The 25,076-nt window shown below is 68.6% G+C and carries 21 protein-coding genes; 11 read left to right on the plus strand and 10 right to left on the minus strand.

Going from position 1 to position 25,076, the window contains the following annotated elements:
• Positions 1-19 precede the first annotated feature (19 nt).
• Both O4G76_RS03910 and O4G76_RS03915 read left to right on the plus strand, forming a co-directional pair.
• Positions 20-2,221: a 3-hydroxyacyl-CoA dehydrogenase NAD-binding domain-containing protein gene (locus O4G76_RS03910; RefSeq protein ID WP_269396083.1), complete on the plus strand. Its 2,202-nt coding sequence runs from the start codon at positions 20-22 to the stop codon at positions 2,219-2,221.
• A 184-nt stretch (positions 2,222-2,405) separates the two neighbouring features.
• Complete coding sequence (locus O4G76_RS03915; RefSeq protein WP_269396084.1) at positions 2,406-3,416, plus strand: hypothetical protein; 1,011 nt, start codon at positions 2,406-2,408, stop codon at positions 3,414-3,416.
• 20 nt (positions 3,417-3,436) lie between these two features.
• Here O4G76_RS03915 and O4G76_RS03920 read toward each other — a convergent pair whose 3' ends face one another.
• From O4G76_RS03920 to O4G76_RS03945, 6 genes are all read right to left on the minus strand, one after another.
• Entirely contained in the window at positions 3,437-4,750 is a 1,314-nt protein-coding gene (locus O4G76_RS03920) for an SPOR domain-containing protein (protein WP_269396085.1), read from the minus strand.
• A gap of 66 nt (positions 4,751-4,816) precedes the next feature.
• Positions 4,817-5,458 (minus strand): uracil phosphoribosyltransferase, encoded by a 642-nt coding sequence (upp, locus tag O4G76_RS03925; RefSeq protein WP_269396086.1) that lies wholly within the window; start codon positions 5,456-5,458, stop codon positions 4,817-4,819.
• Complete coding sequence (locus tag O4G76_RS03930; RefSeq protein ID WP_269396087.1) at positions 5,455-6,441, minus strand: adenosine deaminase; 987 nt, start codon at positions 6,439-6,441, stop codon at positions 5,455-5,457. The genes upp and O4G76_RS03930 overlap by 4 nt, the downstream gene beginning before the upstream one ends.
• Positions 6,438-7,646, minus strand: coding sequence for a phosphopentomutase (locus O4G76_RS03935; RefSeq protein ID WP_269396088.1), 1,209 nt, complete (start codon positions 7,644-7,646; stop codon positions 6,438-6,440). Before O4G76_RS03935 ends, O4G76_RS03930 begins: the two co-directional genes overlap by 4 nt.
• Positions 7,643-8,947 (minus strand): thymidine phosphorylase, encoded by a 1,305-nt coding sequence (locus O4G76_RS03940; protein WP_269396089.1) that lies wholly within the window; start codon positions 8,945-8,947, stop codon positions 7,643-7,645. Before O4G76_RS03940 ends, O4G76_RS03935 begins: the two co-directional genes overlap by 4 nt.
• On the minus strand, positions 8,947-9,339 hold the full coding sequence (locus O4G76_RS03945) for a cytidine deaminase (RefSeq protein ID WP_269396090.1): 393 nt from the start codon (positions 9,337-9,339) through the stop codon (positions 8,947-8,949). Before O4G76_RS03945 ends, O4G76_RS03940 begins: the two co-directional genes overlap by 1 nt.
• 121 nt (positions 9,340-9,460) lie before the next feature.
• Between O4G76_RS03945 and O4G76_RS03950 the strand changes: the two genes are divergently transcribed.
• The 3 genes from O4G76_RS03950 to O4G76_RS03960 all read left to right on the plus strand — a co-directional run bounded on the left by O4G76_RS03950 (position 9,461) and on the right by O4G76_RS03960 (position 14,091).
• Complete coding sequence (locus O4G76_RS03950; protein ID WP_269396091.1) at positions 9,461-9,661, plus strand: DUF3072 domain-containing protein; 201 nt, start codon at positions 9,461-9,463, stop codon at positions 9,659-9,661.
• Between the two features lie 66 nt (positions 9,662-9,727).
• Positions 9,728-12,031 (plus strand): NADP-dependent malic enzyme, encoded by a 2,304-nt coding sequence (locus O4G76_RS03955; RefSeq protein WP_269396092.1) that lies wholly within the window; start codon positions 9,728-9,730, stop codon positions 12,029-12,031.
• 152 nt (positions 12,032-12,183) lie between these two features.
• Positions 12,184-14,091 (plus strand): AMP-binding protein, encoded by a 1,908-nt coding sequence (locus O4G76_RS03960; RefSeq protein ID WP_269396093.1) that lies wholly within the window; start codon positions 12,184-12,186, stop codon positions 14,089-14,091.
• 7 nt (positions 14,092-14,098) lie between these two features.
• Here the strand turns inward: O4G76_RS03960 and O4G76_RS03965 are convergent, their stop codons facing one another.
• Positions 14,099-14,863: an NAD kinase gene (locus tag O4G76_RS03965; RefSeq protein ID WP_085895609.1), complete on the minus strand. Its 765-nt coding sequence runs from the start codon at positions 14,861-14,863 to the stop codon at positions 14,099-14,101.
• 170 nt (positions 14,864-15,033) lie between these two features.
• On the opposite strand from O4G76_RS03965, the gene glyA reads away from it, so the two are divergent.
• Positions 15,034-16,329 carry a serine hydroxymethyltransferase gene (glyA, locus tag O4G76_RS03970; protein WP_269396094.1) on the plus strand — a complete coding sequence of 432 codons (1,296 nt, stop codon included), beginning with the start codon at positions 15,034-15,036 and terminating at the stop codon, positions 16,327-16,329.
• A gap of 16 nt (positions 16,330-16,345) precedes the next feature.
• On the opposite strand, the gene O4G76_RS03975 is transcribed toward glyA, so the two are convergent.
• Complete coding sequence (locus O4G76_RS03975) at positions 16,346-16,708, minus strand: hypothetical protein (RefSeq protein WP_133056293.1); 363 nt, start codon at positions 16,706-16,708, stop codon at positions 16,346-16,348.
• A 106-nt stretch (positions 16,709-16,814) separates the two neighbouring features.
• Here O4G76_RS03975 and O4G76_RS03980 point away from each other — a divergent pair, with 106 nt between their 5' ends.
• The gene (locus O4G76_RS03980; RefSeq protein ID WP_269396095.1) at positions 16,815-17,564 is read left to right on the plus strand and encodes an alpha/beta fold hydrolase; all 750 of its coding nucleotides are present in this window, start codon (positions 16,815-16,817) and stop codon (positions 17,562-17,564) included.
• A gap of 215 nt (positions 17,565-17,779) precedes the next feature.
• Here the strand turns inward: O4G76_RS03980 and O4G76_RS03985 are convergent, their stop codons facing one another.
• Positions 17,780-18,349, minus strand: a complete 570-nt coding sequence (locus O4G76_RS03985) for a hypothetical protein (protein ID WP_269396096.1) — start codon at positions 18,347-18,349, stop codon at positions 17,780-17,782.
• 360 nt (positions 18,350-18,709) lie between these two features.
• A complete protein-coding gene (lepA, locus tag O4G76_RS03990) occupies positions 18,710-20,509 on the minus strand; it encodes a translation elongation factor 4 (RefSeq protein ID WP_269396097.1) in 1,800 nt (599 codons plus the stop codon).
• A 206-nt stretch (positions 20,510-20,715) separates the two neighbouring features.
• Between lepA and O4G76_RS03995 the strand changes: the two genes are divergently transcribed.
• From O4G76_RS03995 to hrpB, 4 genes are all read left to right on the plus strand, one after another.
• Positions 20,716-21,015: an arginine transporter gene (locus O4G76_RS03995; RefSeq protein WP_269396098.1), complete on the plus strand. Its 300-nt coding sequence runs from the start codon at positions 20,716-20,718 to the stop codon at positions 21,013-21,015.
• A 37-nt stretch (positions 21,016-21,052) separates the two neighbouring features.
• Positions 21,053-22,051, plus strand: coding sequence for a methylmalonyl Co-A mutase-associated GTPase MeaB (gene meaB, locus O4G76_RS04000; protein WP_306467178.1), 999 nt, complete (start codon positions 21,053-21,055; stop codon positions 22,049-22,051).
• Between the two features lie 123 nt (positions 22,052-22,174).
• Positions 22,175-22,465, plus strand: coding sequence for a 50S ribosomal protein L28 (gene rpmB, locus O4G76_RS04005; RefSeq protein WP_085895602.1), 291 nt, complete (start codon positions 22,175-22,177; stop codon positions 22,463-22,465).
• 151 nt (positions 22,466-22,616) lie between these two features.
• The gene (gene hrpB, locus O4G76_RS04010; RefSeq protein WP_269396099.1) at positions 22,617-25,025 is read left to right on the plus strand and encodes an ATP-dependent helicase HrpB; all 2,409 of its coding nucleotides are present in this window, start codon (positions 22,617-22,619) and stop codon (positions 25,023-25,025) included.
• Positions 25,026-25,076: the final 51 nt, after the last annotated feature.

Here is a 25,076-nt window from a genome sequence, read left to right on the forward strand (position 1 = left end):
TTGCGAACAGGAGGTCGTCATGACCGATTTCACACTCATGCGCGACGCCGATGGCGTTGCCGTCATTACTTGGGACGTGCCCGGCCGCTCCATGAACGTCATGTCGATGCAGGGCTTCGAGGAACTCGATGCGCTGGTCGACGAGGCGCTGGCCGATGAGGCCGTGAAGGGCATCGTCATCACCTCCGCCAAGAAGGACTTCGCCGGCGGCATGGATCTCGGCGTCATCGCCGGGATGAAGAAGGCCGGCGGAGACGACCCCGCCCGGGCCGTGTTCGATGGCGTGATGCGCATGCATGGCGTGCTGCGCAAGATCGAGCGCGCGGGCCTCGACCCCAAGACCAACAAGGGTGGCAAACCGATCGCCGCCGCCCTGCCCGGCACCGCGCTGGGTATCGGGCTGGAGATTCCGCTGGCCTGTCACCGGATCTTCGTGGCCGACAACCCCAAGGCCAAGATCGGCCTGCCCGAGATCATGGTCGGCATCTTCCCCGGTGCCGGCGGCACCACCCGCCTCGTGCGCAAGCTCGGCGCTATGGGGGCGAGCCCGCTGCTGCTCGAAGGCAAGATGAACGACCCCAGGAAGGCCAAGGCGCTGGGCGTGATCGACGAGGTGGTCGAGGACCCGCTCGCCGCGGCCAAGGCCTGGGTGCTGCAGGCCAAGGACGCGGACCTGGTGAAGCCGTGGGACGCCAAGGGCTACAAGATGCCCGGCGGCGCGCCCTACCACCCGGCGGGCTTCATGACCTTCGTCGGCGCCTCCGCGATGGTGCATGGCAAGACCCAGGGCGTGTACCCGGCCGCCAAGGCGCTTCTCTCGGCGGTCTATGAGGGTGCGCTGGTGCCCTTCGACACCGCGCTCAAGATCGAGGCGCGCTGGTTCACCAAGGTGCTGATGGATCCCTCCTCCACCGCGATGATCCGCTCGCTCTTCCTCAACAAGGAAGCGCTGGAAAAGGGCGCGAACCGGCCCGAGGCCCCCGATCAGAGCGTGAAGAAGGTCGGCATTCTCGGCGCCGGCATGATGGGCGCGGGCATCGCCTATGTCTCGGCCAATGCCGGGATCGAGGTGGTGCTGATCGACCGCGAGCAAGCCGCCGCCGACAAAGGCAAGTCCTATTCCGAAGGGCTGCTCGACAAGGGCATCAGCCGCAAGAAGGTCACGCCCGAGAAGAAGGAGGAGGTGCTGGGCCGGATCAACGCCACCACCGAGATCGAGGCGCTGTCGGACTGCGACCTGATCGTCGAGGCGGTGTTCGAGGATGTCGGCGTGAAGGCCGAGATGACCAAGAAGGTCGAGGCCGTGATCGGCGAGGACTGCATCTTCGCCACCAACACCTCGACGCTGCCGATCACCGAACTGGCCAAGGCGTCCGGGCGTCCCGATCAGTTCATCGGCATCCATTTCTTCTCGCCCGTCGACAAGATGATGCTCGTGGAGATCATCAAGGGCCGCGAGACCGGCGACGTCGCCGTGGCCAAGGCGCTCGACTTCGCGCGGCAGATCCGCAAGACGCCGATCGTCGTCAACGACGCGCGCTTCTTCTACGCCAACCGCTGCATCATCCCCTACATCAACGAAGGCATCCGCATGGTTGCCGAGGGGGTGGAGCCGGCGCTGATCGAGAACGCGGCGCGTCTCGTCGGCATGCCGCTGGGGCCGCTGCAGCTCGTCGACGAGACCTCGATCGATCTCGGCGTGAAGATCGCCAAGGCCACCAAGGCCGCGATGGGCGACGCCTATCCGGACGAGGCGGTGGACGAAGTGCTGTTCTGGATGGCCGATCAGGGCCGGATGGGACGCAAGTCGAAGTCGGGCTTCTACGCCTATGACGAGAAGGGCCAGCGCACCGGCCTCTGGGACGGTCTGTCGGAGCGCTATGCGGTTTCGGACGAGCAGCCCGACCTCGTGGAGGTGCAGCAGCGGCTGCTCTTCGCGCAGGTGCTCGAGGCGGTGCGCGCCTTCGAGGACGGTGTGCTGACCGACATCCGCGAAGGCGACGTGGCGGCGATCCTCGGCTGGGGCTTCGCGCCGTGGTCGGGCGGGCCGTTCTCCTGGCTCGACATGATCGGCGCGGGCTTCGCCACCGAGCGCTGCGACGCGCTGACCGAAAAGCATGGTCAGCGCTTCGCCTGCCCCAAGCTCCTGCGGGAAATGGCAGGCTCGGGTGCCGCGTTCTACGACCGCTACGGCGACGGTCAGGCCGCCGACGCCGCCTGACGACGACGATCCGCGGCGCCCGCCCCCGGGCGCCGCGGATCCCCGTCCCGCATCGGACGGCGAATGCGATGCGGATGCCGCCGATCCGGCGCAGGCTTCGATGCGTCGCCCCTGTTCCTCCCTACATCGCAGGGCTATGTTGGCCGAAACGGCAGGCCGGGACGTTTGGGCCGCGAAAGGAACGATGACCGCACTGAAGGAATTCGCTCGGCTCGAGACGATCGGCACCTGGCATCCCGAGCCGGGCGCCGAACCGCGTTCCGTGACCATATCCTTCGGCGAGGCGACCCTCGTGCTGTGCGACGACAGCGGCCTGCCGGTGACGCATTGGTCGCTGCCGGCGCTGCACCGGCTCAATCCCAACCAGCGCCCCGCGATCTATGCCCCCGACGAGGAGGCCAGCGAAACGCTGGAGATCGACGACGACACGATGATCGGCGCGCTGGAGAAGGTGCGCCGCGCCGTGGCCGCGCGGCAGCCGCGGCCGGGGCGGCTCCGGCAGGGCGCGATCTGGGGCGGCACGGCGCTGGCGCTCGGTCTTGCCGTGTTCTGGCTACCCGGCGCGCTGATGCAGCAGACTTTGAGCGTCGTGCCGCCGGGCAAGCGCTCCGAGTTCGGCGCGACGCTTCTGGGGATGGTGCAGGAGATCACCGGCCCGACCTGTCGGGACCCCTTGGGCAGCGAGGCGCTGGGCCGGATGCGCGACCGGCTGCTCGGGCGCGGTGGCGGCCAGATCGTGGTGGTGCCAGAGGGGCTTGCCGGGCCGCTCTACCTGCCCGGTGGCATCATCGTGCTGCCGCAGGAGATCCTCGAGGCGACCGAGGACCCGGCGGTGGTGGCCGGTCACGTGCTGGCCACGGCCGCGAGTCGCAAGGAATCCGACCCGCTCGACGACCTGCTGCGCGAAGCGGGTTTCGGCACGGTGCTGCGGCTGCTGACCACCGGCGACATCCCGACCGAGAAGCTGCAGCAGCAGGCACGCCACCTCGTGAACTCCCCGGCGCCGCGCGCGGATGACGCGGTGCTGCTCGACCAGTTCGCGGCCGCCGGCGTGCCGATCGGCCCCTGGGCCCGGGCCAGCGACCCCGACGGCGCCGTCTCGGCCGTGCTGGTTGCCGCCGAACCCGCTGCCACGGCCGGTCCGGTCCTGTCGGATGGCGACTGGGTCAGCCTGCAGGGCATCTGCCGGAACTGAGCCCCGGCCCGCCCCTCTGCCTATCTGCGTGCGAAGGCGTCGGCGTAGCCCGCCTTTCGCACCGTGCCCAGCACGCGGCCCAGCGTGGCCGCGTCGGCGAAGGGACCCGTCGCGACGATGCGCATCTCGGTGCCGCCCTTGGTGACCCGCCCATGCGCCACCGGCAGCCCCATCGCCCGAAGGCGCGCCGCGGCGCGATCGGCATTGGCGCTCTGGGCAAAGGCCCCGATCTGCACGAAACGACCCTGCGCGGCGACAGCCGGGGCCACCGGGGCCGAGCGGGTCGAGACACGGCTCACCGGAGCGGTCGGCAACGCCACGGGCGCGGCGGTCACGGGGGCCCGGACCTGTCCCGCCCCGGCCTGCTCGACGATGCGCACGCCGCGGTTCGGGTTCAGCCGGCCATCATCCCAGGCACTGCGATAGCCGCGCGGCGGCGACACCGGGTCGGGCATCGGCACCGCCGCGGCGGCGCGGCGCAGGTCGCCTGCCGGATCGAGGAACGCCATGACGCCGGTGCCGCGCGGGGCCAGGCGGGCAGCATTGCCGAGGCCCGAGGGCGACTGCGCCTGCGGACCGCAGCGGCGCGGCAGCGTCGAGGCACCGGTGACGGCGCGCCCCGATTCGGAGCGGGAATCGCAGGCCTGCGTCCCGGTTGGACCAGCCGGAAGCGCCGGCATCGCCGCAGCCAGCCGGCTGCCCGGCGCCGGAGCGGTCGCGTCATGCGGGCTGCAGCTCACCGGCTCGCCGCTGTGCTTTAGCACATAGCGGCGGCCCGTCGCGGCCATGTCGGCGCAGACGGCGGCGAGCGTCACGGTGCCGCGCAGCGGCGCGCCCGGACGGGCATCGCGGTCCTCGCCACAGATGATGGTCTCGCCGGTGCGGCTGCTGACATATCCCGGCTGCGGCCCGCTACGCCCGGCGCAGAAGGCGGCCCGGGTCAGCACCGGCGGCGTGTCGCGCGCCACCGTCGGCTGCGGCGTCACCACGCGGGGCGAAACGGGCGCGGCGCTGGCGCGGCGCGATGACGGGCTGGCCTCGGCCGACCGCGCCGGTGCGGCTGTGGCGGCGGGCCGGGATTCGGCCACGGCTGGCGCGGCCGCGGCAAGGCTCGGCTCGAACCCGCAAAGCGGCTCGCGGCTGCGGCTCATGCGCGGGATCCAGTTGGTCATGCCGCCGATCCCGGCACGGATGAAGGCACAGCCCTCGCTGTCGACATACTGGTTGGCGGCGTAGCTTTCGGGCGGGAACTCGGCCGGAATTCCCTCTTGCGCCATGGCTGGTCCGGCCACGGCCAAGGCCGCCACCGATGCGGCGAGAAATGTCCTGATCATGTTGCCCCTGCCCCCGGAGTGTTTTCCGAAACCATGGCGCAGCCCCGTCAACCTGTAAAGATTGCGCTACTTCGTTCCGAACATCCTGTCACCCGCATCCCCCAGTCCGGGCACGATGTAGCCGTGATCGTTCAGCTTCTCGTCGAGCGACGCGGTCACGATCGGCACGTCGGGATGGGCCTCCTTCATCCGCGCCACGCCCTCGGGCGCCGCCAGCAGGCACAGGAAGATGATGTCCTTCGCCCCGGCCTTCTTGAGCATGTCGATCGCCGCAACCGAGGAGTTGCCGGTGGCGAGCATCGGGTCCACCGCGATGGTCAGCCGCTCGCCAAGATGGCTCGGCACCTTGAAATAATACTCGACCGGCTGCAGCGTCTCGGGATCGCGGTAGAGACCGACGAAGCCGACGCGGGCCGAGGGGATCAGTTCGAGGATGCCGTCGAGCAGCCCGTTGCCGGCCCGCAGGATCGAGATCAGCGCCAGCTTCTTGCCCTCGATCACCGGCGCGTCCATCGGCTGCATCGGCGTGTCGATCCGGGTCGAGGTCATCGGCAGGTCGCGCGTGACCTCATAGGCCAAAAGCAGGCTGATCTCGCGCAAAAGCTGCCGGAAGCTCGCGGTCGAGGTGTCGGATTTGCGCATCAAGGTCAGCTTGTGCTGCACCAGCGGATGCGTGACGACGGTCAAATGTTGGTCGGTGTGGCTCATGCCGCCTCCAGTTTCTTCAGGATCTCCGCTCGCGTCGTCTCATCGCAGAAGGCCGCCTCGGCGGCTACCCTGTTGGCGACGCGCAGCCGCTCCTCCTCCCAGCCGAAATGCCGCTCCAGCATCTCGTATTCATGGGTCATGGTGGTCCCGAACCAGGGCGGATCATCGGTCGAGACGGTGACCCGAAGCCCGCGGTCGCGCAGATCCTCGATCGGGTGGGACTTCCAGTCCGGCACCGCGCCGAGAACAAGGTTCGAGACCGGGCAGACCTCGAGCGTGACGCCCCGCTCGATTAGGTGGTCGCAGAGCGCATGGTCGGTCACGGCGTTGATGCCATGGCCGATGCGTTCGCAGCCCAGCAGGTCGACGGTCTCGCGCACCATGTCCGGCCCGCCCCATTCGCCGGCATGGGCGGTGAGACCGAGCCCGGCCTCGCGTGCGGCGTCGAAGGCCCATGCGAAATCGCCGGGCCGGTGCATCATCTCGGCCCCGGCCATGCCGAAGCCGGTGACGAAGCGCCCCTTGGTCTCGGCGGCGCAGCGCGCGATCGGCTTCGCCGCCTCGGGGCCCAGATGGCGCAGGCAGGTGACGATCCCGCGCGAGGTGATGCCCATGCGGCGCTCGGCCTCGTCGGCGGCATCCACCATCGCGTCGAGATAGTCGCGCCACGCCGCGAGATCGCCGCCGCCACAGAAATCGGGCGAGAGGAAGAACTCGGTATAGACCACCCCCTGCTCGGCGCTCTGCTCCAGCACCGCCAGCATCAGCCGGCGGAAGTCCTCGGGGCGCTGCAGCACCGTGCAGGCGGCGTCATAGGCCTTGAGGAACCAGTCGAAATCGCCACGGACGTAACCGCCGTTCCCGTCGAAGATGCGGTCGATGTCGATATGCTTTTCGCGCGCCAGCCCCTTGATGAAAGCGGGCGGGGCCGCGCCCTCGAGATGCAGGTGCAACTCGGCCTTCGGCAAGGAGCGGTAGCTCATGGCGCGGCCTCCGGGTCGGGTGCGGGAATATCGAGATGCCGGGCGGCGAGCGCGCCGACATCGGTGAAACCCATCAGGCCGAGTTCGCGCGCGCCGAGACCGTGGCACAGCACCGGTACCCGCTCACGCGTGTGGTCGGTGCCGGTGAAGGTGGGATCGTTGCCGTGATCGGCGGTGACGATCACGAGATCGCCGTCGCGCAGCCGCGGCAGGATCTTTCCTAGCTCGGCGTCGAACCATTCGAGATGGCGCGCATAGCCCGCCACGTCTCGGCGATGGCCGAAATTGGTGTCGAACTCCACGAAATTGGCGAAGACTAGCGCGCCTTCGGCCGCCTCGTCCACGAGATCGGACAGATGGTGCATCAGCTTCTCGTCCGGGCCCTTGCGCAGGTCGGTGACGCCGCGCATCGAGAAGATGTCGCCGATCTTGCCCACCGCATGCACGTCGCGGCCCGCCGCATGGGCGCTGTCGAGCAGCGTCCGCCCCGGCGCGGCGATGGCGAAATCCCGGCGGTTCGGGGTACGGGTGAAGCCCGTCGCCTCGTCGCCCAAGAAGGGCCGCGCGATCACCCGGCCGACCTTCATGTCATGCAGCAGCGGCGCCACGTCGCGGCACATGTTCAACAGCCGTTCGAGGCCGAAGCGCTCCTCATGGGCGGCGATCTGCAGCACGCTGTCGACCGAGGTGTAGCAGATCGGCCAGCCGGTTCGCATGTGCTCGGGTCCCTCCTCCTCGATCACCGCGGTGCCTGAGGCATGGCGGTTGCCGAGGATTCCGTCGGTGCCCGCCGCCTGCATCAGCGCCCGCGTCACCTCGGTCGGAAAGGCCGGGACCTCCTTGGGGAAGTAGTGCCAGTCCCACGGCACCGGCACGCCCGCCAGTTCCCAGTGCCCCGAGGGCGTGTCCTTGCCGTTCGAGACCTCGGTCGCCGCGCCCCAGGCTCCCGAGAGCTGCGCCCCGAGGCCGGGCGCATCGAGGCCCGAGGCCAGCGCGATGGCGCGGCCCAGCCCCATCGCGTCGAGCGTCGGCAGCTTTAGCGGGCCGGACCGGCCCTCCTCGGCGCGACCGGCGGCGCAGGCCTCGGCGATGTGGCCGATGGTGTTGGAGCCGGTGTCGGGGGTGTCGCCGTTGAAGAAGGCGTCGGCATCCGGCGCGCCGCCGATCCCGGCGCTGTCCATCACCAGAAGAAATACGCGCGTCATGGGTCCACCCTCCCTCGGACGAGGTCGTTGATCTGCGGCGCATCGCCGATCGCGATGGCCGCGCGCAGCGCCGCCTCGGCGCGGTCGGCGGCCTCGTCGCTCGCCGCATGAACCCGTGCCAGAAGATCGCCGGGGCCGAGCTTCGTGCCCAGCCGGGCCATGTCGGACAACCCCACCGCCGGGTCGATCCGGTCGGATTCGACCTTCCGCCCGCCGCCCAAGCCCACGACGGCGTGGCCCAGCGCCTCGCCGTCGATGGCGGCGAGATGCCCGGCCTCGGGGGCGGTCACGTCGCGGATCACGGGGGCTTTCGGCAGATGCGTGCGCCAGTCTTCGGCCATGTCGGGCGGCCCGCCCAGCGCGTGGATCATCGCGGCGAACCGTTCCAGCGCCCGGCCCGAGGCAATGGCATGGGCGATCTTCTCCTCGCCCTCGCCCTCGGCGCCGCCGGCAAGCGCCATGAGCCGTCCGCCCAGCGCCACGGTGAGATCGTGCAGCCGCGGCGCCGCGAGCCGGTCGCCCGACAGCACCTCCATGATCACAGCCATCTCGGTGGCGTTGCCCAAGGCGGGGGCGAGCGGCTCGTCCATGTCGGTCAGGAAGGCCGCCGTCGGGCAGCCCGCGCCGTTCGCCGTCGTCACCAGCGCCTCGGCCAGCGCACGGGCCTCGGCCTCGGACTTCATGAAGGCGCCGGAGCCGACCTTGACGTCGAGCACGAGGCCTTCGAGCCCGGCCGCGAGCTTCTTCGACAGGATCGAGGCGGTGATCAGATCGATGCTGTCCACCGTGCCGGTCACGTCACGGATCGCGTAGAGCCGCTTGTCGGCGGGGGCGATGCGGCCCGTGGCGCCGACGATGGCACAGCCGACGTCGCGGGTGATCGTGCGCAGCCGTGCCTCGTCGACCTGGGTCGACAGCCCCGGCACCGCCTCAAGCTTGTCGAGCGTGCCGCCGGTGTGGCCCAGACCGCGCCCCGAGATCATCGGCACGTAGACGCCGCAGGCCGCGAGCGCGGGGGCCAGCAGCAGCGAGACCGGGTCGCCGACACCGCCGGTGGAATGCTTGTCGAGCACCGGGCCCGGCAGGTCCCAGCGCAGCCGGTCGCCGCTGTCGCGCATCCCGGTGGTCAGCGCGACGCGGCCAGCCTCGCCCAGACCCCGCAGGCAGACGGCCATGGCGAAGGCCCCGGCCTGCGCGTCGGAGACGGTGCCGTCGGCGAGGCCGCGGGTGAAACCGGCAATGGCTTCGGGCGGCAGCGTCTCGCCCCGGCGCAGCGTGGCGATCAGGCGGCTGGCCTCCATCAGGCGCGTTCCATCTGTTGCTGGTCGAAAGCGCCGGGCAGCAGCGCCCCGAGCGTCGTCTCGCTGGTGGTGCCGTCGGTCGTGGCCAGCGTGACCTTCACGTCGCCGCGACCGAACTCGGCGAGCTTCTGGCGGCAGCCGCCGCAGGGCGAGACCGGCACCGGGCTATCGGCGATCACCGCCACCTCGGCGATCTCGCTGTCGCCGGCGGCGATCATCGCGGCGATCGCCCCGGCCTCGGCGCAGGTGCCCTCCGGATAGGCGACATTCTCGACATTGACGCCGAGATGGACGGCGCCCGAGGTGGCGCGGATCGCGGCGCCGACCTTGAAGTTGGAATAGGGGGCATAGGCGTTCTCGCGCACGCGGCGCGCGTCATCGACCAGCGTCATGGGTGGGCCTCCTCACGGGTTTGCCGAAAACACTGTCCCTCCCCCTGCCGTGATGCAAGTCCGTCCTCGCGGAACCCCTCTCCCCGGCTCCGGGTTTCCTCCGATGACAGGAGGGACCGAGATGATCGAACCGACCAAGGCCGTTCTGCCCGAGACCGAAGCCCGCACGGCGGAGGACCCCGACGCGCCGATGAACGACAGGCAGGCGGTGCTGCTGCGCGAATTGTGCGACAGGACCGGCGAGGAATACGACGCCTCCCTGACCGAGCGGCAGGCCGATGAGCGGATAAGCGTGCTTCAGGAGCAGATCGCGGAGCGATAGGACTTTCGCGCCCCCTTGGGAAAGGTTTAATGCTGAACCATTCCGATCAGGGGGAGAAACGACGCGATGGCCGATAGCACAGACGACAACGCCCGCGCGGGCTCCGACAGCCTGCGGCAGGCGGCGCTCGACTACCATCGGCTGCCCAAGCCCGGCAAGCTGGAGATCCGCGCCACGAAACCGCTGGCCAACGGCCGGGACCTGTCCCGCGCCTATTCCCCCGGCGTCGCAGAGGCCTGCCTCGAGATCAAGTCCGACCCCGACACGGCGCGCGACTACACCTCGCGCGGCAATCTCGTCGCCGTCGTCACCAACGGCACCGCGGTGCTGGGGCTTGGCAATATCGGCGCGCTGGCCTCGAAGCCGGTGATGGAGGGCAAGGCGGTGCTCTTCAAGAAATTCGCCAATATCGACTGCTTCGACATCGAGCTGGAGCAGAGCGATCCCGAGAAGCTGGCCGAGATCGTCTGCGCGCTGGAGCCGACCTTTGGCGCAATCAATCTGGAGGACATCAAGGCGCCGGATTGCTTCATCGTCGAGAAGATCTGCCGCGAACGGATGAACATCCCGGTCTTCCACGACGACCAGCATGGCACGGCCATCGTGGTGGGGGCCGCGGCCACCAACGCGTTGCGCGTGGCGAAGAAGAGCTTCGGCGAGATCAAGGTCGTCTCGACCGGCGGCGGCGCGGCGGGCATCGCCTGCCTCGACATGCTGGTCAAGCTCGGGGTGAAGCGCGAGAACATCTGGCTTTGCGACATCAACGGCCTCGTCCATGAGGGACGCGAGGACGAGGCGATGACGCCGCAGAAGGCGACCTTCGCGCAGCCCGGCGGGCCGCGCGGGCTCGGTGACGTGATCGATGGCGCCGACCTGTTCCTCGGCCTTTCGGGTCCGAACCTGCTGGCGCCCGAGATGGTGGCGCGCATGTCCGACCGGCCGATCATCTTCGCGCTCGCCAATCCGACGCCCGAGATCATGCCGGAGCTGGCGCGCGAGGTGAAACCGGACGCGATCATCGCCACCGGGCGCTCGGACCGGCCGAACCAGGTCAACAACGTTCTGTGCTTCCCCTTCATCTTCCGCGGCGCGCTCGACGTGGGCGCGACGACGATCAACGACGAGATGAAGATCGCCTGCATCGAAGGCATCGCGGCGCTGGCCCGCGCCACCACCTCGGCCGAGGCCGCCGCCGCCTATAGCGGCGAACAGCTCAGCTTCGGGCCCGACTACCTGATCCCCAAGCCCTTCGATCCGCGGCTGATGGGCGTGGTCGCCTCCGCCGTCGCCAAGGCCGCGATGGAAACCGGCGTCGCGGCGCGGCCGATCGACGACATGGACGCCTACAAGCAGCGGCTCGACAGCTCGGTGTTCAAGTCGGCGCTGCTGATGCGGCCGGTCTTCGACGCCGCACGCTCGGCCACCCGCAAGATCGTCTTCGCCGAGGGCGAGGACGAGCGGGTGCTGCGCGCCGCGCATGCGATCATCGAGGAGACCACGGACACGCCGATCCTGATCGGTCGTCCCGACGTGATCGAAACCCGCTGCGAGCGCGCCGGGCTGACGATCCGCCCCGGCATCGACTTCGAGATCGTGAACCCCGAGAACGACCCGCGCTACCGCGACTACTGGGGCACCTATCACGAGATCATGGCGCGCAAGGGCGTGACCCCCGATCTCGCCAAGGCGATCATGCGCACCAACACCACCGCGATCGGCGCGGTGATGGTGCATCGCGAGGAGGCCGACAGCCTGATCTGCGGCACCTTCGGGCAGTATCTGTGGCACCTCAACTACATCGAGCAGGTGCTTGGCACCAAGGAGTTGCGCCCGGTCGGCGCCCTGTCCCTGATGATCCTCGAGGACGGGCCGCTCTTCGTGGCCGACACCCAGGTCCACGCCGAGCCCAGCCCCGCGCAGATCGCCGAGACGGTGGAGGGCTGCGCGCGGCACATCCGCCGCTTCGGCATCGCGCCGAAGATCGCGCTGTGCTCGCATTCGCAATTCGGCAATCTCGACATCTCTTCGGGCCGCCGGATGCGCGCCGCGCTGGAGATCCTCGACGCCGAGCCGCGCGATTTCGCCTATGAGGGCGAGATGCATGTCGATGCCGCGCTCGATCCCGAGCTGCGCGAGAGGACCTTCCCCGGTGCGCGCCTTTCCGGAGCCGCGAACTGCCTCGTCTTCGCCAACACCGACGCGGCCTCGGGCGTGCGCAACATCCTCAAGATGAAGGGCGCGGGCCTCGAGGTCGGCCCGCTGCTGATGGGCATGGGCAACCGGGCCCATATTGTGACGCCCTCGATCACCGCGCGCGGGCTGCTCAACATGTCGGCCATCGCCGGCACGCCGGTCGCGCATTACGGCTGAGATCCTCGGGGGAGGCGCGACCTCCCCCGTGCTTCATTCTCCAAAAAGGCGAACACCGCCGCCCCTGCCGAAAGGGGCGGTGTCGGGGCGCGCGTGACGCTTGCCCCAAAGCCTTGCCCGGGCGTAGGATTCCGTCCGGAGGGAGGACGGATATGACATATGCGGACGTCTATGAGAGCTGGCGCTCGGACCCCGAGGGGTTCTGGATGGGTGCGGCGCGCGCCATCGACTGGCACCGTTTCCCGAGCCGGGCCCTGTCGGAGGAGGCCGATCCGGTCCCGCTCTGGTATCCCGATGGCATGGTCAATGGCTGCCACAACGCGCTCGACCGGCACGTGGCCGAGGGACGGACGCATGACGTGGCGATCATCCATGACAGCCCGGTCACCGAAAGCCGCACCGAGATCACCTATGGCGAGCTTCTGGGCCGGGTCGCGCGGCTGGCGGGCGCACTAAAGGCGCGCGGCGTGACCAAGGGCGACCGCGTCGTCATCTACATGCCGATGATCCCCGAGGCGCTGGAGGCGATGCTGGCCTGCGCCCGGATCGGCGCGATCCACTGCGTCGTCTTCGGCGGCTTTGCCGCCCGCGAACTCGCCGTGCGCATCGACGACTGCAAGCCGAAGGCGATCCTCGCCGGCTCCTGCGGGATCGAGCCGCACCGCGTCGTTGCCTACAAGCCGCTTCTGGACGCGGCGCTGATCGAGGCCGAGCACAAGCCGGAATTCTGCGTGATCCTGCAACGCCCGCAGGCGATGGCCGGGATCGAGCACGGCCGCGACATCGAATGGCATGATTTCCAGGAGGAGGCCGAGCCCGCCGACTGCGTGCCGGTCGAGGCCAACCACCCCGCCTATATCCTCTACACCTCCGGCACGACGGGAAAGCCCAAGGGCGTGGTGCGCCCCACCGGCGGGCATCTGGTGGCGCTGCACTGGACCATGAAGAACGTCTACGCCACCAACCCCGGCGAGGTGTTCTGGGCCGCCTCCGACGTCGGCTGGGTCGTGGGCCACAGCTATATCTGCTACGGCCCGCTGATCCACGGCAACACCACCCTGATCTACGAGGGCAAGCCGGTGGGCACGCCCGATGCGGGCGCCTTCTGGCGCGTGATCGCCCGCAACAATGTCCGCACCTTCTTTACCGCCCCCACGGCGCTGCGCGCGATCAAGCGCGAGGATCCCGAGGGGCGGATGGCACGGGATCACGACCTCTCGGGGCTTCGGGCGATCTACCTCGCGGGCGAGCGGGCCGATCCGGACACGGTGGCCTGGGCGCGCGAGATCACGAATGTCCCGGTCTACGATCACTGGTGGCAGACCGAGACCGGCTACACCATCACCGGGAACCCGGTGGGGATCGAGCCGCTGCCGGTCAAGGACGGCTCCTCGACCGTGCCGATGCCGGGCTACGACATCCGCATCCTCGACGAGACGGGACAGGAGAAGCCGCGCGGCGCCTTGGGCGCGGTGGCGATCCGGCTGCCGCTGCCGCCGGGTACGCTGATCGGCATCTGGGGCGACGAGGAGCGGTTCCGGCGCAGCTACCTCTCCGCCTATCCCGGCTTCTATGCCACCGGCGATGCCGGGATGATCGACGAGGACGGCTATGTGTCGATCCTCGCCCGGACCGACGACGTGATCAACGTGGCCGGGCACCGCCTCTCGACGGGCGGCATGGAGGAGGTTCTGGCCGATCATCCCGACGTCGCCGAATGCGCGGTGATCGGCGTCGCCGATCCTCTCAAGGGGCAGCTGCCGATGGGGTTCCTCTGCCTCAACCGCACCTGCGCCCGGCCACCCGAGGAGATCCTGCGCGAGGCGGTCGATCTGGTGCGCGAACGCATCGGCCCGGTCGCGGCGTTCCGGCTTGCCGTGGTGGTGGAGCGGCTGCCCAAGACCCGTTCGGGCAAGATCCTGCGCTCGACCATGGCGAAGCTCGCAGATGGCGAGGATTTCGCGATGCCCGCCACCATCGACGACCCCGCGATCCTCGACGAGTTGCGCGCGGCGATCGCGCCGCTGGGCTACGGCGTGCCGAGAGAGGCAGTGAGCTGAGCGCCGCTCAGGCGAACTGCTCGCGGATCAGCCGTTCCTCCAGCCCGTGGCCGGGGTCGAACAGGATGCGGTGCCGCACCCGCGGCTCCGAGCGGATCTCGACCGCGATCACGTCGCGCACCAACCGGCTGTCGGCATCGGCCATCACCGGCCGCTTGTCGGCCTCCAGCACCTCGAAGCGCACGGTGGCGGCGGTGGGCAGCAGCGCGCCGCGCCAGCGCCGGGGCCGGAACGGCGCGATAGCGGTGAGCGCCAGCACGTCGGCCCCGATCGGCAGGATCGGGCCATAGGCGGAGTAGTTATAGGCGGTCGAGCCCGCGGGCGTGGCGACCAGCGCCCCGTCGCAGACCAGCTCCTCAAGCCGCACCCGCCCGTCGACGATCACCTTCAGCTTGGCCGCCTGCGGCCCTGCCCGCAGCAAACTCACCTCGTTGATCCCAAGGCCCCGATGCATCTCGCCCGAGGATGTCTCGGCGGTCATGGCCAGCGGGTTGATGATCGCCTCCTCGGCGGCGGCGAGCCGGTCCGGCAGGTCGTCCTCGGAGAAGGCGTTCATCAGGAAGCCCACGGTACCGCGATTCATCCCGTAAACCGGCAGGTCGAGCCCCTCGGTCGCGTGCAGCGTCTGCAGCATGAAGCCGTCGCCGCCCAGCGCCACCACGACATCCGCCTCGTCCAGCGGGCTGTCGCCGTATCGTTCCGCGAGCCGTGCCCGCGTTTCCTGCGCGATGCTGGCCTCGCTGGCCAGAAAGGCGATGCGGTCGGTGCCCAAATCTCTTTCCCCCCGGATGCTGCGCCTAGTTTGTCGGCCAGCGCTTCCCGAAAGGCAAGCGGCGGGCGATTTCGCCGCGAAGCGCCCATGCTGCGACGGTTTCGGGGCTTTTGGCCCTCTTGTCGCTGGGTTAAGAGAGCCGCGACGCAACCCCGCACGAGGTGTCCGAGATGAACGCATCCACCCGCGACGACGGCTTCTTCACCGAGAAGCTCGCCACCCGCGACCCCGAGATCGCCAAGGCGATCACCGACGAACTCGGCCGCCAGCGCCACGAGATCGAGCTGATCGCGAGCGAGAACATCGTCTCGGCCGCCGTGCTCGAAGCGCAGGGCTCGGTGCTCACCAACAAATACGCCGAAGGCTACCCGGGGCGCCGCTATTACGGTGGCTGCCAGTTCGCCGACGTGGCCGAGAACCTCGCCATCGACCGTGCTCGCCAGCTCTTCTCCTGCGAATTCGCCAACGTGCAGCCCAACTCCGGCTCCCAGGCGAACCAGGGCGTGTTCCAGGCGCTTCTGCAGCCCGGCGACACCATTCTCGGCATGAGCCTCGACGCGGGCGGCCACCTGACCCATGGCGCCAAGCCGAACCAGTCGGGCAAGTGGTTCAACGCGGTCCAGTACGGTGTGCGCCAGCAGGACCAGCAGATCGACTACGACCAGATCCAAGCGCTCGCCACCGAGCACCAGCCGAAGATGATCATCGCCGGCGGCTCGGCGATCCCGCGGATCATCGACTTCCCGCGGATGCGCGAGATCGCCGACAGCGTCGGCGCCTATCTTCTCGTCGACATGGCGCATTTCGCGGGGCTGGTGGCTGCGGGCATCTACCCCTCGCCCTTCCCGCATGCGCATGTGGCCACCACCACGACGCACAAGACCCTGCGCGGCCCGCGTGGCGGCATGATCCTCACCAATGACGAGGCCATCGCCAAGAAGGTCAATTCGGCGATCTTCCCGGGCATCCAGGGCGGGCCGCTGATGCATGTCATCGCCGGCAAGGCCGTGGCCTTCGGCGAGGCGCTGCGCCCAGAGTTCAAGACCTACCAGCAGCAGGTGGTGAAGAACGCCCAGGCGCTCGCGGATCAGCTGATGAAGGGCGGGCTCGACATCGTCACGGGCGGCACCGACAGCCATCTGATGCTCGTCGACCTGCGCCCCAAGGGCGTGAAGGGCAACGCCACCGAGGACGCGCTGGGCCGCGCCCACATCACCTGCAACAAGAACGGCATCCCCTTCGACCCCGAGAAGCCCGCCGTGACCTCCGGCATCCGCCTCGGCTCGCCCGCCGGCACGACGCGCGGCTTCGGCGAGGCCGAGTTCCGGCAGATCGCCGACTGGATCGTCGAGGTGACCGAGGGGCTCGCGGCGAACGGACCCGAAGGCAATGCCGAGGTCGAGGCGAAGGTGCGCGGCGAGGTCGAGGAGCTGTGCAAGCGGTTCCCGCTCTACCCCGAGCTCTGAGACGGTCGGCGCGGGGTCAGAGGACCTCGCGCCACAACACGCCCGCGATCAGCGCGGCGATGAGGATCGTGGCGACGGTGCGCGCCCGCTTGATCCAGACCGCCCGGCGCAGCGCCTGTCGCAGTTCGTCCGGCTCCTCGGCCATCAGCCAGCTCTGCACGGTGACATAGGCCGTCTCCACCCGCTCCATGTCGATCGCCTCGGCGCGGCCGGGCAGCTTGGCCACCGCCTCGGCGGCGGCGAGGAAGCGGGCGCGCGACAGGATCTCGGGAGGCAAGGCCGGCGCGGCGCGGTCGAGCCGGTCGCCAAGGTTGCGGCCCTCGACCCCCGCCCTGTCGGACAGAAGCCGGGAAATCTCGCGCGTCCAGACGGTTATCATGGTGCGGTCCATGTCTTGTGTTAGCGCCCCCGCGCCCGGCACTCAATGGTCCGTATCGGCATCGCCGGGACTGGCGTCCGGCGCTTGCGGCGCTACAACATGCCCCATGCTGAACACCATCCTCACCGGAGAGCCCTCCGACCGCCCGCCCCTTCTGATCGTCCACGGCCTGTTCGGCTCGGCCCGCAACTGGGGCGTGATCGCGCGTCGCCTGGGCGAGGACCGACAGGTCATCGCCGTGGACATGCGCAACCACGGCGACAGCCACTGGACCGAGCGCCACGACTATTTCGGCATGGCCGAGGATCTGGCCGAGGTGCTGGAGAAACACGGCCCCGCCGACGTGCTGGGCCACTCCATGGGCGGCAAGGCGTCGATGGTGCTGGCGCTGACCCGCCCCGACCTCGTGCGCCGCCTCGTCGTCGCCGACATCGCGCCGGTCGCCTATGGCCACGACCAGATCGACAACATCCGCAAGATGAAGCAGGTCGATCTGGAGGCCATCGCCAGCCGATCCGACGCGACCGAGATGATGGGCGATCTGGAGGCCGCGACGGCGGCGTTCTTCCTGCAATCGCTCGATCTTCAGGAAAAGCGCTGGAAGCTGAACCTCGACGTGTTGGAGCGCGACATGGAGACGATCCTCGGCTTCCCGCAGGTCGAGGGCCGCTTCGACGGCCCGGCGCTGTTCCTGTCGGGCGAGAACAGCGCCTATGTCGAGGAGACGCATCACGGCGCGATCCACACGCTGTTCGGCGATGCCCGCTTCGAGGTGATCGACGGCGCCGGCCACTGGCTGCACGCCGAGAAGCCGCGCGAGGTCGAGGCGGCGGTGCGCGGCTTCCTTGACGGCTGAGGCTACCAGAGCACCGGCGAGGTCAACAGTGTCGACAGCGACAGCCCGCCAAGGGCAATCAGGACGAGATGGGGAACGTAGCGCATGGGAGCCTCCGGTGTGGGTCGGAGGTGATACGCGGGAGGTAGGGGAGTCCGTCGGCTGCTTCAGCCAACGAATTCACAAAGAACTCTGGGGCAAGTACCAGTCATACTCGCCCCAGCCGGAGCCAGCGACTAAGCAAATTGCAGATCAAGGGGCTCTTGAGAATTTGCAGCATTCTCGATGAATGTTTTCATTGCACTAAATTCGTGGGGTGCGATGAGCTTCACCAACTTGAAATTAAAGTGCATCCTAAGAGACGCCGTCTTCGTGTCGACAACGACACCGAGCACCTTTATTTCGTGTGATTGACCCCACGCCTTCACCTCGAAGCGTGAGTTAGCAGATTGATATTTCATATAGTAATCGAGAACCTGCTTAATCAGAAAGTTGATCTTTTCTGATTTATTTTTATCAACATTCTCAGCAGATGACGAAAGTTCCTTGGTAATTTTTTCGATTTCCTCAACATGAGCGTTAACACCGCTGAGCTGGGTACTGTAGCCAGTAGATCCCCACTGACTCTCCTGCATAGGCGTTGCACTCACTATTTGCCAACCAGGATTTCCCTCAAATGACGCCTTAACTTCTTTGTAATCGTTCTTACCCGCATGAAAGCTGAAGTGCGCCCCCGGCTCCATTTTTTCAGTGCCTATCTCGAGCTCGAAATTTGAATTACCTGATTTAAGGATGATCTTTGGCATAACTACGCTCCAAAAAAGATAACAGCTACACAACCTAAACGGTACCTGATTCGCCCTCGAAAGGCAATCGAGATCCGTTTTCTGGTTTGAAAATGGATCAGCACTTCGACAAAAAAAGCAGCGACGTCTCTTGTTTGGTTGGTAGGCAACCGCAAGAACAGAAATGAAGGCCCGAAAGACGCAACCTGCCATTCGTCAGCCTATCTATCCCATTAATTCTTGGCAGAGCTTGCTATGGTCGCAGCGGTCGGACTGTCGCCAAGAATAGGGCTGCCACTTGGACAACGCGTCGATTGATACAGCGCACACGTCACTTTCTGCGATCTGTCTTCTTCGTACAGATCACGCAACAATCTCCAATTAGCTATCCATCTTCAACGCAGAGATGAACGCCTCCTGCGGGATGTCCACCTTGCCGAACTGGCGCATCTTCTTCTTGCCCGCCTTCTGCTTGTCCAGAAGCTTGCGCTTGCGGGTCGCGTCGCCGCCATAGCATTTGGCAGTCACGTCCTTGCGCATCGCCGACAGGGTCTCGCGGGCGATGACCTTGCCGCCGATCGCGGCCTGAATCGGGATCTTGAACATGTGGCGGGGGATCAGCTCCTTGAGCTTTTCCACCATCGCCCGGCCGCGCATCTCGGCCCGGTCGCGGTGCACCATCATCGACAGCGCGTCGACCGGCTCGTCGTTGACGAGGATCGACATCTTCACGAGATTGTCCTGCCGATAGCCGGTGATCTGGTAGTCGAAGCTGGCATAGCCCTTGGTCACCGATTTCAGCCGGTCGTAGAAATCGAACACCACCTCGTTAAGCGGCAGGTCGTAGACCACCAGCGGGCGCGAGCCGGCATAGGTCAGCTCGATCTGGATGCCGCGCCGGTCCTGGCACAGCTTGAGCACGTCGCCCAGATAGTCGTCGGGGACCATGATCGTCGCCTTGATCCGCGGCTCCTCGATATGGTCGACATGGGTGAGGTCGGGCATGTCGGCGGGGTTGTGCAGCTCGTGCATCGTGCCGTCGCGCATGTGCACGTGGTAGACCACCGAGGGCGCGGTGGTGATCAGGTCGATGTCGTATTCGCGGTCGATCCGGTCGCGGATCACCTCGAGGTGCAAGAGCCCGAGAAAGCCGCAGCGGAAGCCGAAGCCGAGCGCCGCCGAGGTCTCCATCTCGTAGGAGAAGGAGGCGTCGTTCAGCGCCAGCTTCTCGATCGCGTTGCGCAAATCCTCGAACTCGGCCGAATCCACGGGGAACAGCCCGCAGAACACCACCGGCACCGAGGGCGCGAAGCCCGGCAGCGGCTTGTCCGCGCCCTTCTTCTCGTGGGTGATGGTGTCGCCGACCTTGGTGTCGCGCACCTGCTTGATCGAGGCGGTGAGAAAGCCGATCTCGCCCGGCCCCAGCTCGTCGACGGGAAGCATGCCGGGCTTGAACACGCCGATCCGGTCGACCTGGTGCACCGTGCCGTTCTGCATGAACTTGATGCGGTCGTTCTTCCTGAGCACGCCGTCCATGATCCGCACGAGGACCACGACGCCGAGATAGAGGTCGTACCACGAATCGACCAGCATCGCCTTCAGCGGCGCGTCGCGGTCGCCCTTCGGCGCGGGCAGGCGGTGGACGATCGCCTCGAGCGTCTCGCGGATGCCCTCGCCGGTCTTGGCCGAGACCAGCATCGCCTCGGAGGCGTCGATGCCGATCACGTCCTCGATCTGCTCCTTGATCCGGTCCGGCTCGGAGGCCGGCAGGTCGATCTTGTTCAGGACCGGGACGATCTCGTGATCCGCGTCGAGCGCGTGGTAGACGTTGGCCAGCGTCTGCGCCTCGACCCCTTGGGTCGAATCGACGACCAAGAGGGAGCCCTCGACCGCGCGCATCGAGCGGGAGACCTCGTAGGCGAAATCGACATGGCCGGGCGTGTCGATCAGGTTCAGCACGTAGGTCTCGCCGTTCAGCGCCTTGTAGTCGATGCGGACGGTCTGCGCCTTGATGGTGATGCCGCGCTCGCGCTCGATGTCCATGCTGTCGAGCAGCTGGGCCTTCATCTCGCGGTCTTGCACCGTCCCGGTCGACTGGATCAGCCGGTCGGCAAGCGTCGATTTACCGTGGTCGATATGAGCCACGATGGAGAAGTTGCGGATGTGCGAAAGCTCGGTCATGGCCCGCATATGAAGGGGTTCGAGCTTTCGGTCAATGGGGCGGCGCGGCGGCTGCGCGCGCATGCGCTCACGCCATCGTGAGGGAGCCGCGGCGGCGGCGCTGCGCGGTCGAATTGCGCAAGGCTGCGGAGTGCGGCATCTTGGCGCCCGGCAGAGCAGCACCGCGATCCGGGTCAACCCGGGCCGGTCAGACGGGGAATACGGGCATGCGCATCATCATATCCATCATCGCGCTTACGGCGCTGACGGCCTGCGGCGGCGGGCGCCCCACCGGCGCGATCAGCCGCGCCTGCGAGGCGAGCGACCGGCCCGGCGCCAACCCGGCGCTGTGCTCCTGCGTGCAGGGTGCCGCGAACGCGACGCTTACGGGAAGCGAGCAGCGCCGGGCGGCCAAGTTCTTCAAGGACCCGCAAAAGGCGCAGGACACCCGGCAGCAGGATGGCCAGGAGGCGTTCTGGCGCCGTTACAAGGCTTTTGCCGATCAGGCTGAGGCGATCTGCCGCTGAGACTGGACAGGCGGCGCCCTCGTCGCGACAAGGGGCCATGAGCATCGAGATCGAGGATCTGGCAGCGCGTCTCGTCGCGGGTGAGCGGCGGGCGCTGGCGCGGGCGATCACGCTGGTGGAAAGCACCCGCGCCGATCACCGCGCCGCGGCCGAGGCATTGCTGGACCGCCTCGCCGATCCCGACCGCACGGCGCTGCGCGTCGGGCTCTCGGGCACGCCCGGCGTCGGCAAGTCGAGCTTCATCGAGGCGTTGGGACTACGGCTCGTGGAAGATGGCCACCGCGTGGCGGTGCTCGCGGTCGATCCCTCCTCGGCCCGCTCGGGCGGCTCGATCCTGGGCGACAAGACCCGGATGGAGCGGTTGAGCCGCGAGGCCCGCGCCTTCATCCGCCCCTCCCCCGCCGCCGCCCAGCTGGGCGGCGTGGCGCGGCGGACCCGCGAGGCGATGCTGCTGTGCGAGGCGGCGGGCTTCGACGTGGTGATCGTCGAGACGGTGGGCGTGGGCCAGTCCGAGACGCTGGTGTCGCGGATGACCGACGTGTTCCTGCTGCTGCTGGCCCCCGCCGGCGGCGACGAATTGCAGGGGGTGAAACGCGGCATCATGGAGATCGCCGACCTCGTGCTCGTCAACAAGGCCGATGGCGATCTCGCGGCGCAGGCGCAGCGCACCCGCGCCGATTACGCGGGCGCGCTGCGGCTGATGCGCCGGCGCGACACCGACCCCGAGGGCATCCCGGCCGCGCGCACCGTTTCGGCACTCACCGGCGAGGGGCTCGCCGAGGCCTGGGCCGAGGTGGAACGGCTTGCCGCTTGGCGGCGCGACAGCGGCGTGACGGCGCGGGTGCGCGCCGCGCAGGCGGGCCAGTGGTTCGAGGACGAGCTGCGCGCCGGCCTCGAGGCCCTGCTCGCCTCGGACAGCGAACTCGCCGCACGACTGGAGCGCCTGCGCGCCGAGGTCGAGGCCGGTCGCACCGCGCCCGGCGCCGCGGCGCGCGCGGCGCTCGATCCGCTGGTTCGGGCGCTGCGGGACGCTTGACGCGGCCATGGAATCCCCGTAAGGCCCCCTGACCGAATTCATGGCCCGGCCCCGTTGCCGACGCCGTATCCGTGCCTTCGGGCTCGGATTTCTGCCAGGCCCCGAGACACGAAGGATGAGACCATGTCGCGCCGCTGCGAACTGACCGGAAAAGGCCCGATGACTGGCAACAATGTCAGCCACGCCAACAACAAGACCCGTCGCCGCTTCCTGCCCAACCTGCAGGATGTGACGCTGCTGTCCGATACGCTGGGCCGCGGCTTCAAGTTCCGCGTCTCGTCGCACGCGCTGCGTTCGGTCGATCACCGCGGCGGCCTCGACGCCTTCCTCGCCAAGGCGAAGGAAGAGGACCTGTCGGCGGCCGCGCTGAAGGTCAAGAAAGAGCTCGCGAAGGCCGCTTCGGCCACCGCCTGATCCCTTCGGATCGCGAAGACCAAGGCCCGGCCCTCCCGCGAGGTGCCGGGCCTTTTCGCATGCCTTCGACTTTGTTCCTGAAATACGCCGGGGGAGCCGCCCAGCGGGCGGCGGGGGCAGCGCCCCCTACCCGGCCAGACCGAGGCGCGACATGACCCGACTGCCGATCGACGATGCCCTGCCCGAGCTGCTCGCCGCGCTGGAGAGCAGAGGACAGGCGGTGCTGATGGCCCCGCCCGGAGCCGGCAAGACGACGCGGGTGCCCTTGGCGATGCTGGGTCGCATCCCCGGCCGCATCGTCATGCTGGAGCCGCGTCGCCTCGCCGCGCGCGCGGCGGCCATGCGAATGGCCGCGACGCTGGGGGAACGGGTCGGTGAAACGATAGGCTTCCGCATCCGGGGCGAGGCCAAGGTCTCCAAGGCGACGCGGATCGAGGTCGTAACCGAAGGCATCCTGACGCGGATGATCCAGTCCGACCCCGAATTGTCGGGCGTCGGGGCGGTGATCTTCGACGAGTTCCACGAACGCTCGCTCAACGCCGATCTCGGTCTCGCCCTATGCCTCGAGATCCGCGGCGCCCTTCACGAGGACCTGGTGCTCGTCGCGATGTCGGCGACCCTCGACGCTCAGCCCGTGGCGGATCTGATGGGCGCGCCGGTGGTGATCTCCGAAGGGCGCAGCTTTCCGGTCGAAACCCGCTGGCTCGAGCGGCCACTTGGGCCCCGCGCCCGGTTGGAGCCGGAACTGGCGGCGCTGGTGGAGCGTGCGGCGGCCGAGGCGACGGGTTCGATCCTCGTCTTCCTGCCCGGCGAGGGCGAGATCCGGCGTGTGCAGGGCCTGCTGGAGGGACGGCTTCGCGACTGCGAGGTGCTGCCGCTCTACGGCGCGCTGCCGCCGGCGCAGCAGGCGGCGGCACTCGAACCCGGTTCGGGCCGCCGGGTGGTGCTAGCCACCGCCATCGCCGAGACCTCGCTGACGATCCCCGACATTCGCGTCGTCGTCGATGCGGGCCGCGCCCGCCGGGCCCGGTTCGACCCGGGCTCCGGCATGTCGCGGCTGGTCACCGAGAGGGTCACCCGGGCCGAGGCAGCGCAGCGGGCGGGACGCGCGGGCCGGGTCGCGCCCGGCGTGGCATACCGGCTCTGGACCCGCGGCGAGGAGGGCGCGCTCGCGGCCTTTCCCGACCCGGAGATCGCCAGCGCCGATCTTGCGCCGCTGGCGCTCGAGCTGGCGCTGTGGGGCGCCCGGTCCCTGCCCTTCCTGACGCCGCCGCCTGCCCCGGCCCTCGCCGAGGCGCAGGCGCTGCTGCGCGATCTGGGCGCGCTCGACGGCATGGGCACGATCACCGCGCATGGTCGCCGCCTCGCCGCGCTGCCGCTGCATCCGCGGCTCGGTCACATGCTGGAGACCGCCGGAGCGCAGGCCGCGCCGCTGGCCGCTCTGATGGGTGAGCGCGACCCGCTGCGCGGTGCCGGCGCCGACCTGTCCCTGCGCCTCGCCGCTATCGCCGGACGGCGCGATTTGCCCGCCCCGCCCGACATGGGCGCGCTGTCGCGAATCCGTGACGAGGCAAGGCGGCTGTCGCGCGGCCGCGCCCAGGGGCCGGAGATGTCGCCGGGCGCGATGGCGGCGCTCGCCTATCCCGACCGGATCGGGCTGAGGCGGCCCGGCGACGATCCGCGATGGCTGTTGTCCGGCGGGCGCGGCGCGGTGATGCCGGGCTCGGACGCCCTCGCGGGGGCGCGGCTGATCGTGGCGACGGATCTCTCGGACGATGTGCCCGAGGCCCGCATCCGCCTCGCCGCCCGGATCGAGGAAGCGGAACTGCGCGAGGTCTTCGCAGACCGGATCGAGGAGGTCGCCATATGCGAGTGGTCGAGGCGCGAGAACCGCGTCACGACCCGGCTGCAGGAACGGCTCGGCGCGATCGCGCTCTCGGACCGGATCTGGCGCGATGCGCCCGAGGATGCGGTCGCGCGCGCCATGCTCGACGGGGTGCGCCAGCTCGGCCTGCGCCCCTCCCCCGCCGCGGAGCGGTTCCGCGCGAGGGTGCGGCTGGTGAGCGCGGGCGGTGCCGACCTGCCGGACCTGTCGGACGCGGCGCTGATGGAGCGGCTGGAAGAGTGGCTTCTGCCCTATCTGGGCGGCGTGAAGACCGCCGGCGACTGGAAGGGTTTCGACCTGTTGGGCCCATGGCAGGCGATGCTCGACTGGAACCAGACCCAGCTTCTCGACCGCGAAGCACCGCCCGCCTACACCACGCCGCTGGGGCGGCAGGTGCCGATCGATTACGGTGACGCGCAGCCCGAGGTCTCGCTCAAGCTACAGGAGGTCTTCGGCGTCGCACGGCACCCCATGATCGGTGGCACGCCGCTGAAGATGACGCTGCTGTCGCCTGCCGGTCGGCCGGTGCAGGTGACCGACGACCTGCCCGGTTTCTGGGCCAGCTCCTATGCGGATGTGCGCAAGGACATGCGCGGCCGCTACCCGCGTCACCCATGGCCCGAGGACCCGACCGAGGCGGCGCCGACCCTGCGCGCCAAGCCACGCGGGACGTAGCGGCAATCGGCCGATGTGCTTCAGGTCGCCAAGGAAGCTGAATGGGTCAGA

This window comes from Limimaricola sp. G21655-S1, assembly GCF_027213785.1.
Lineage (GTDB): Bacteria > Pseudomonadota > Alphaproteobacteria > Rhodobacterales > Rhodobacteraceae > Limimaricola.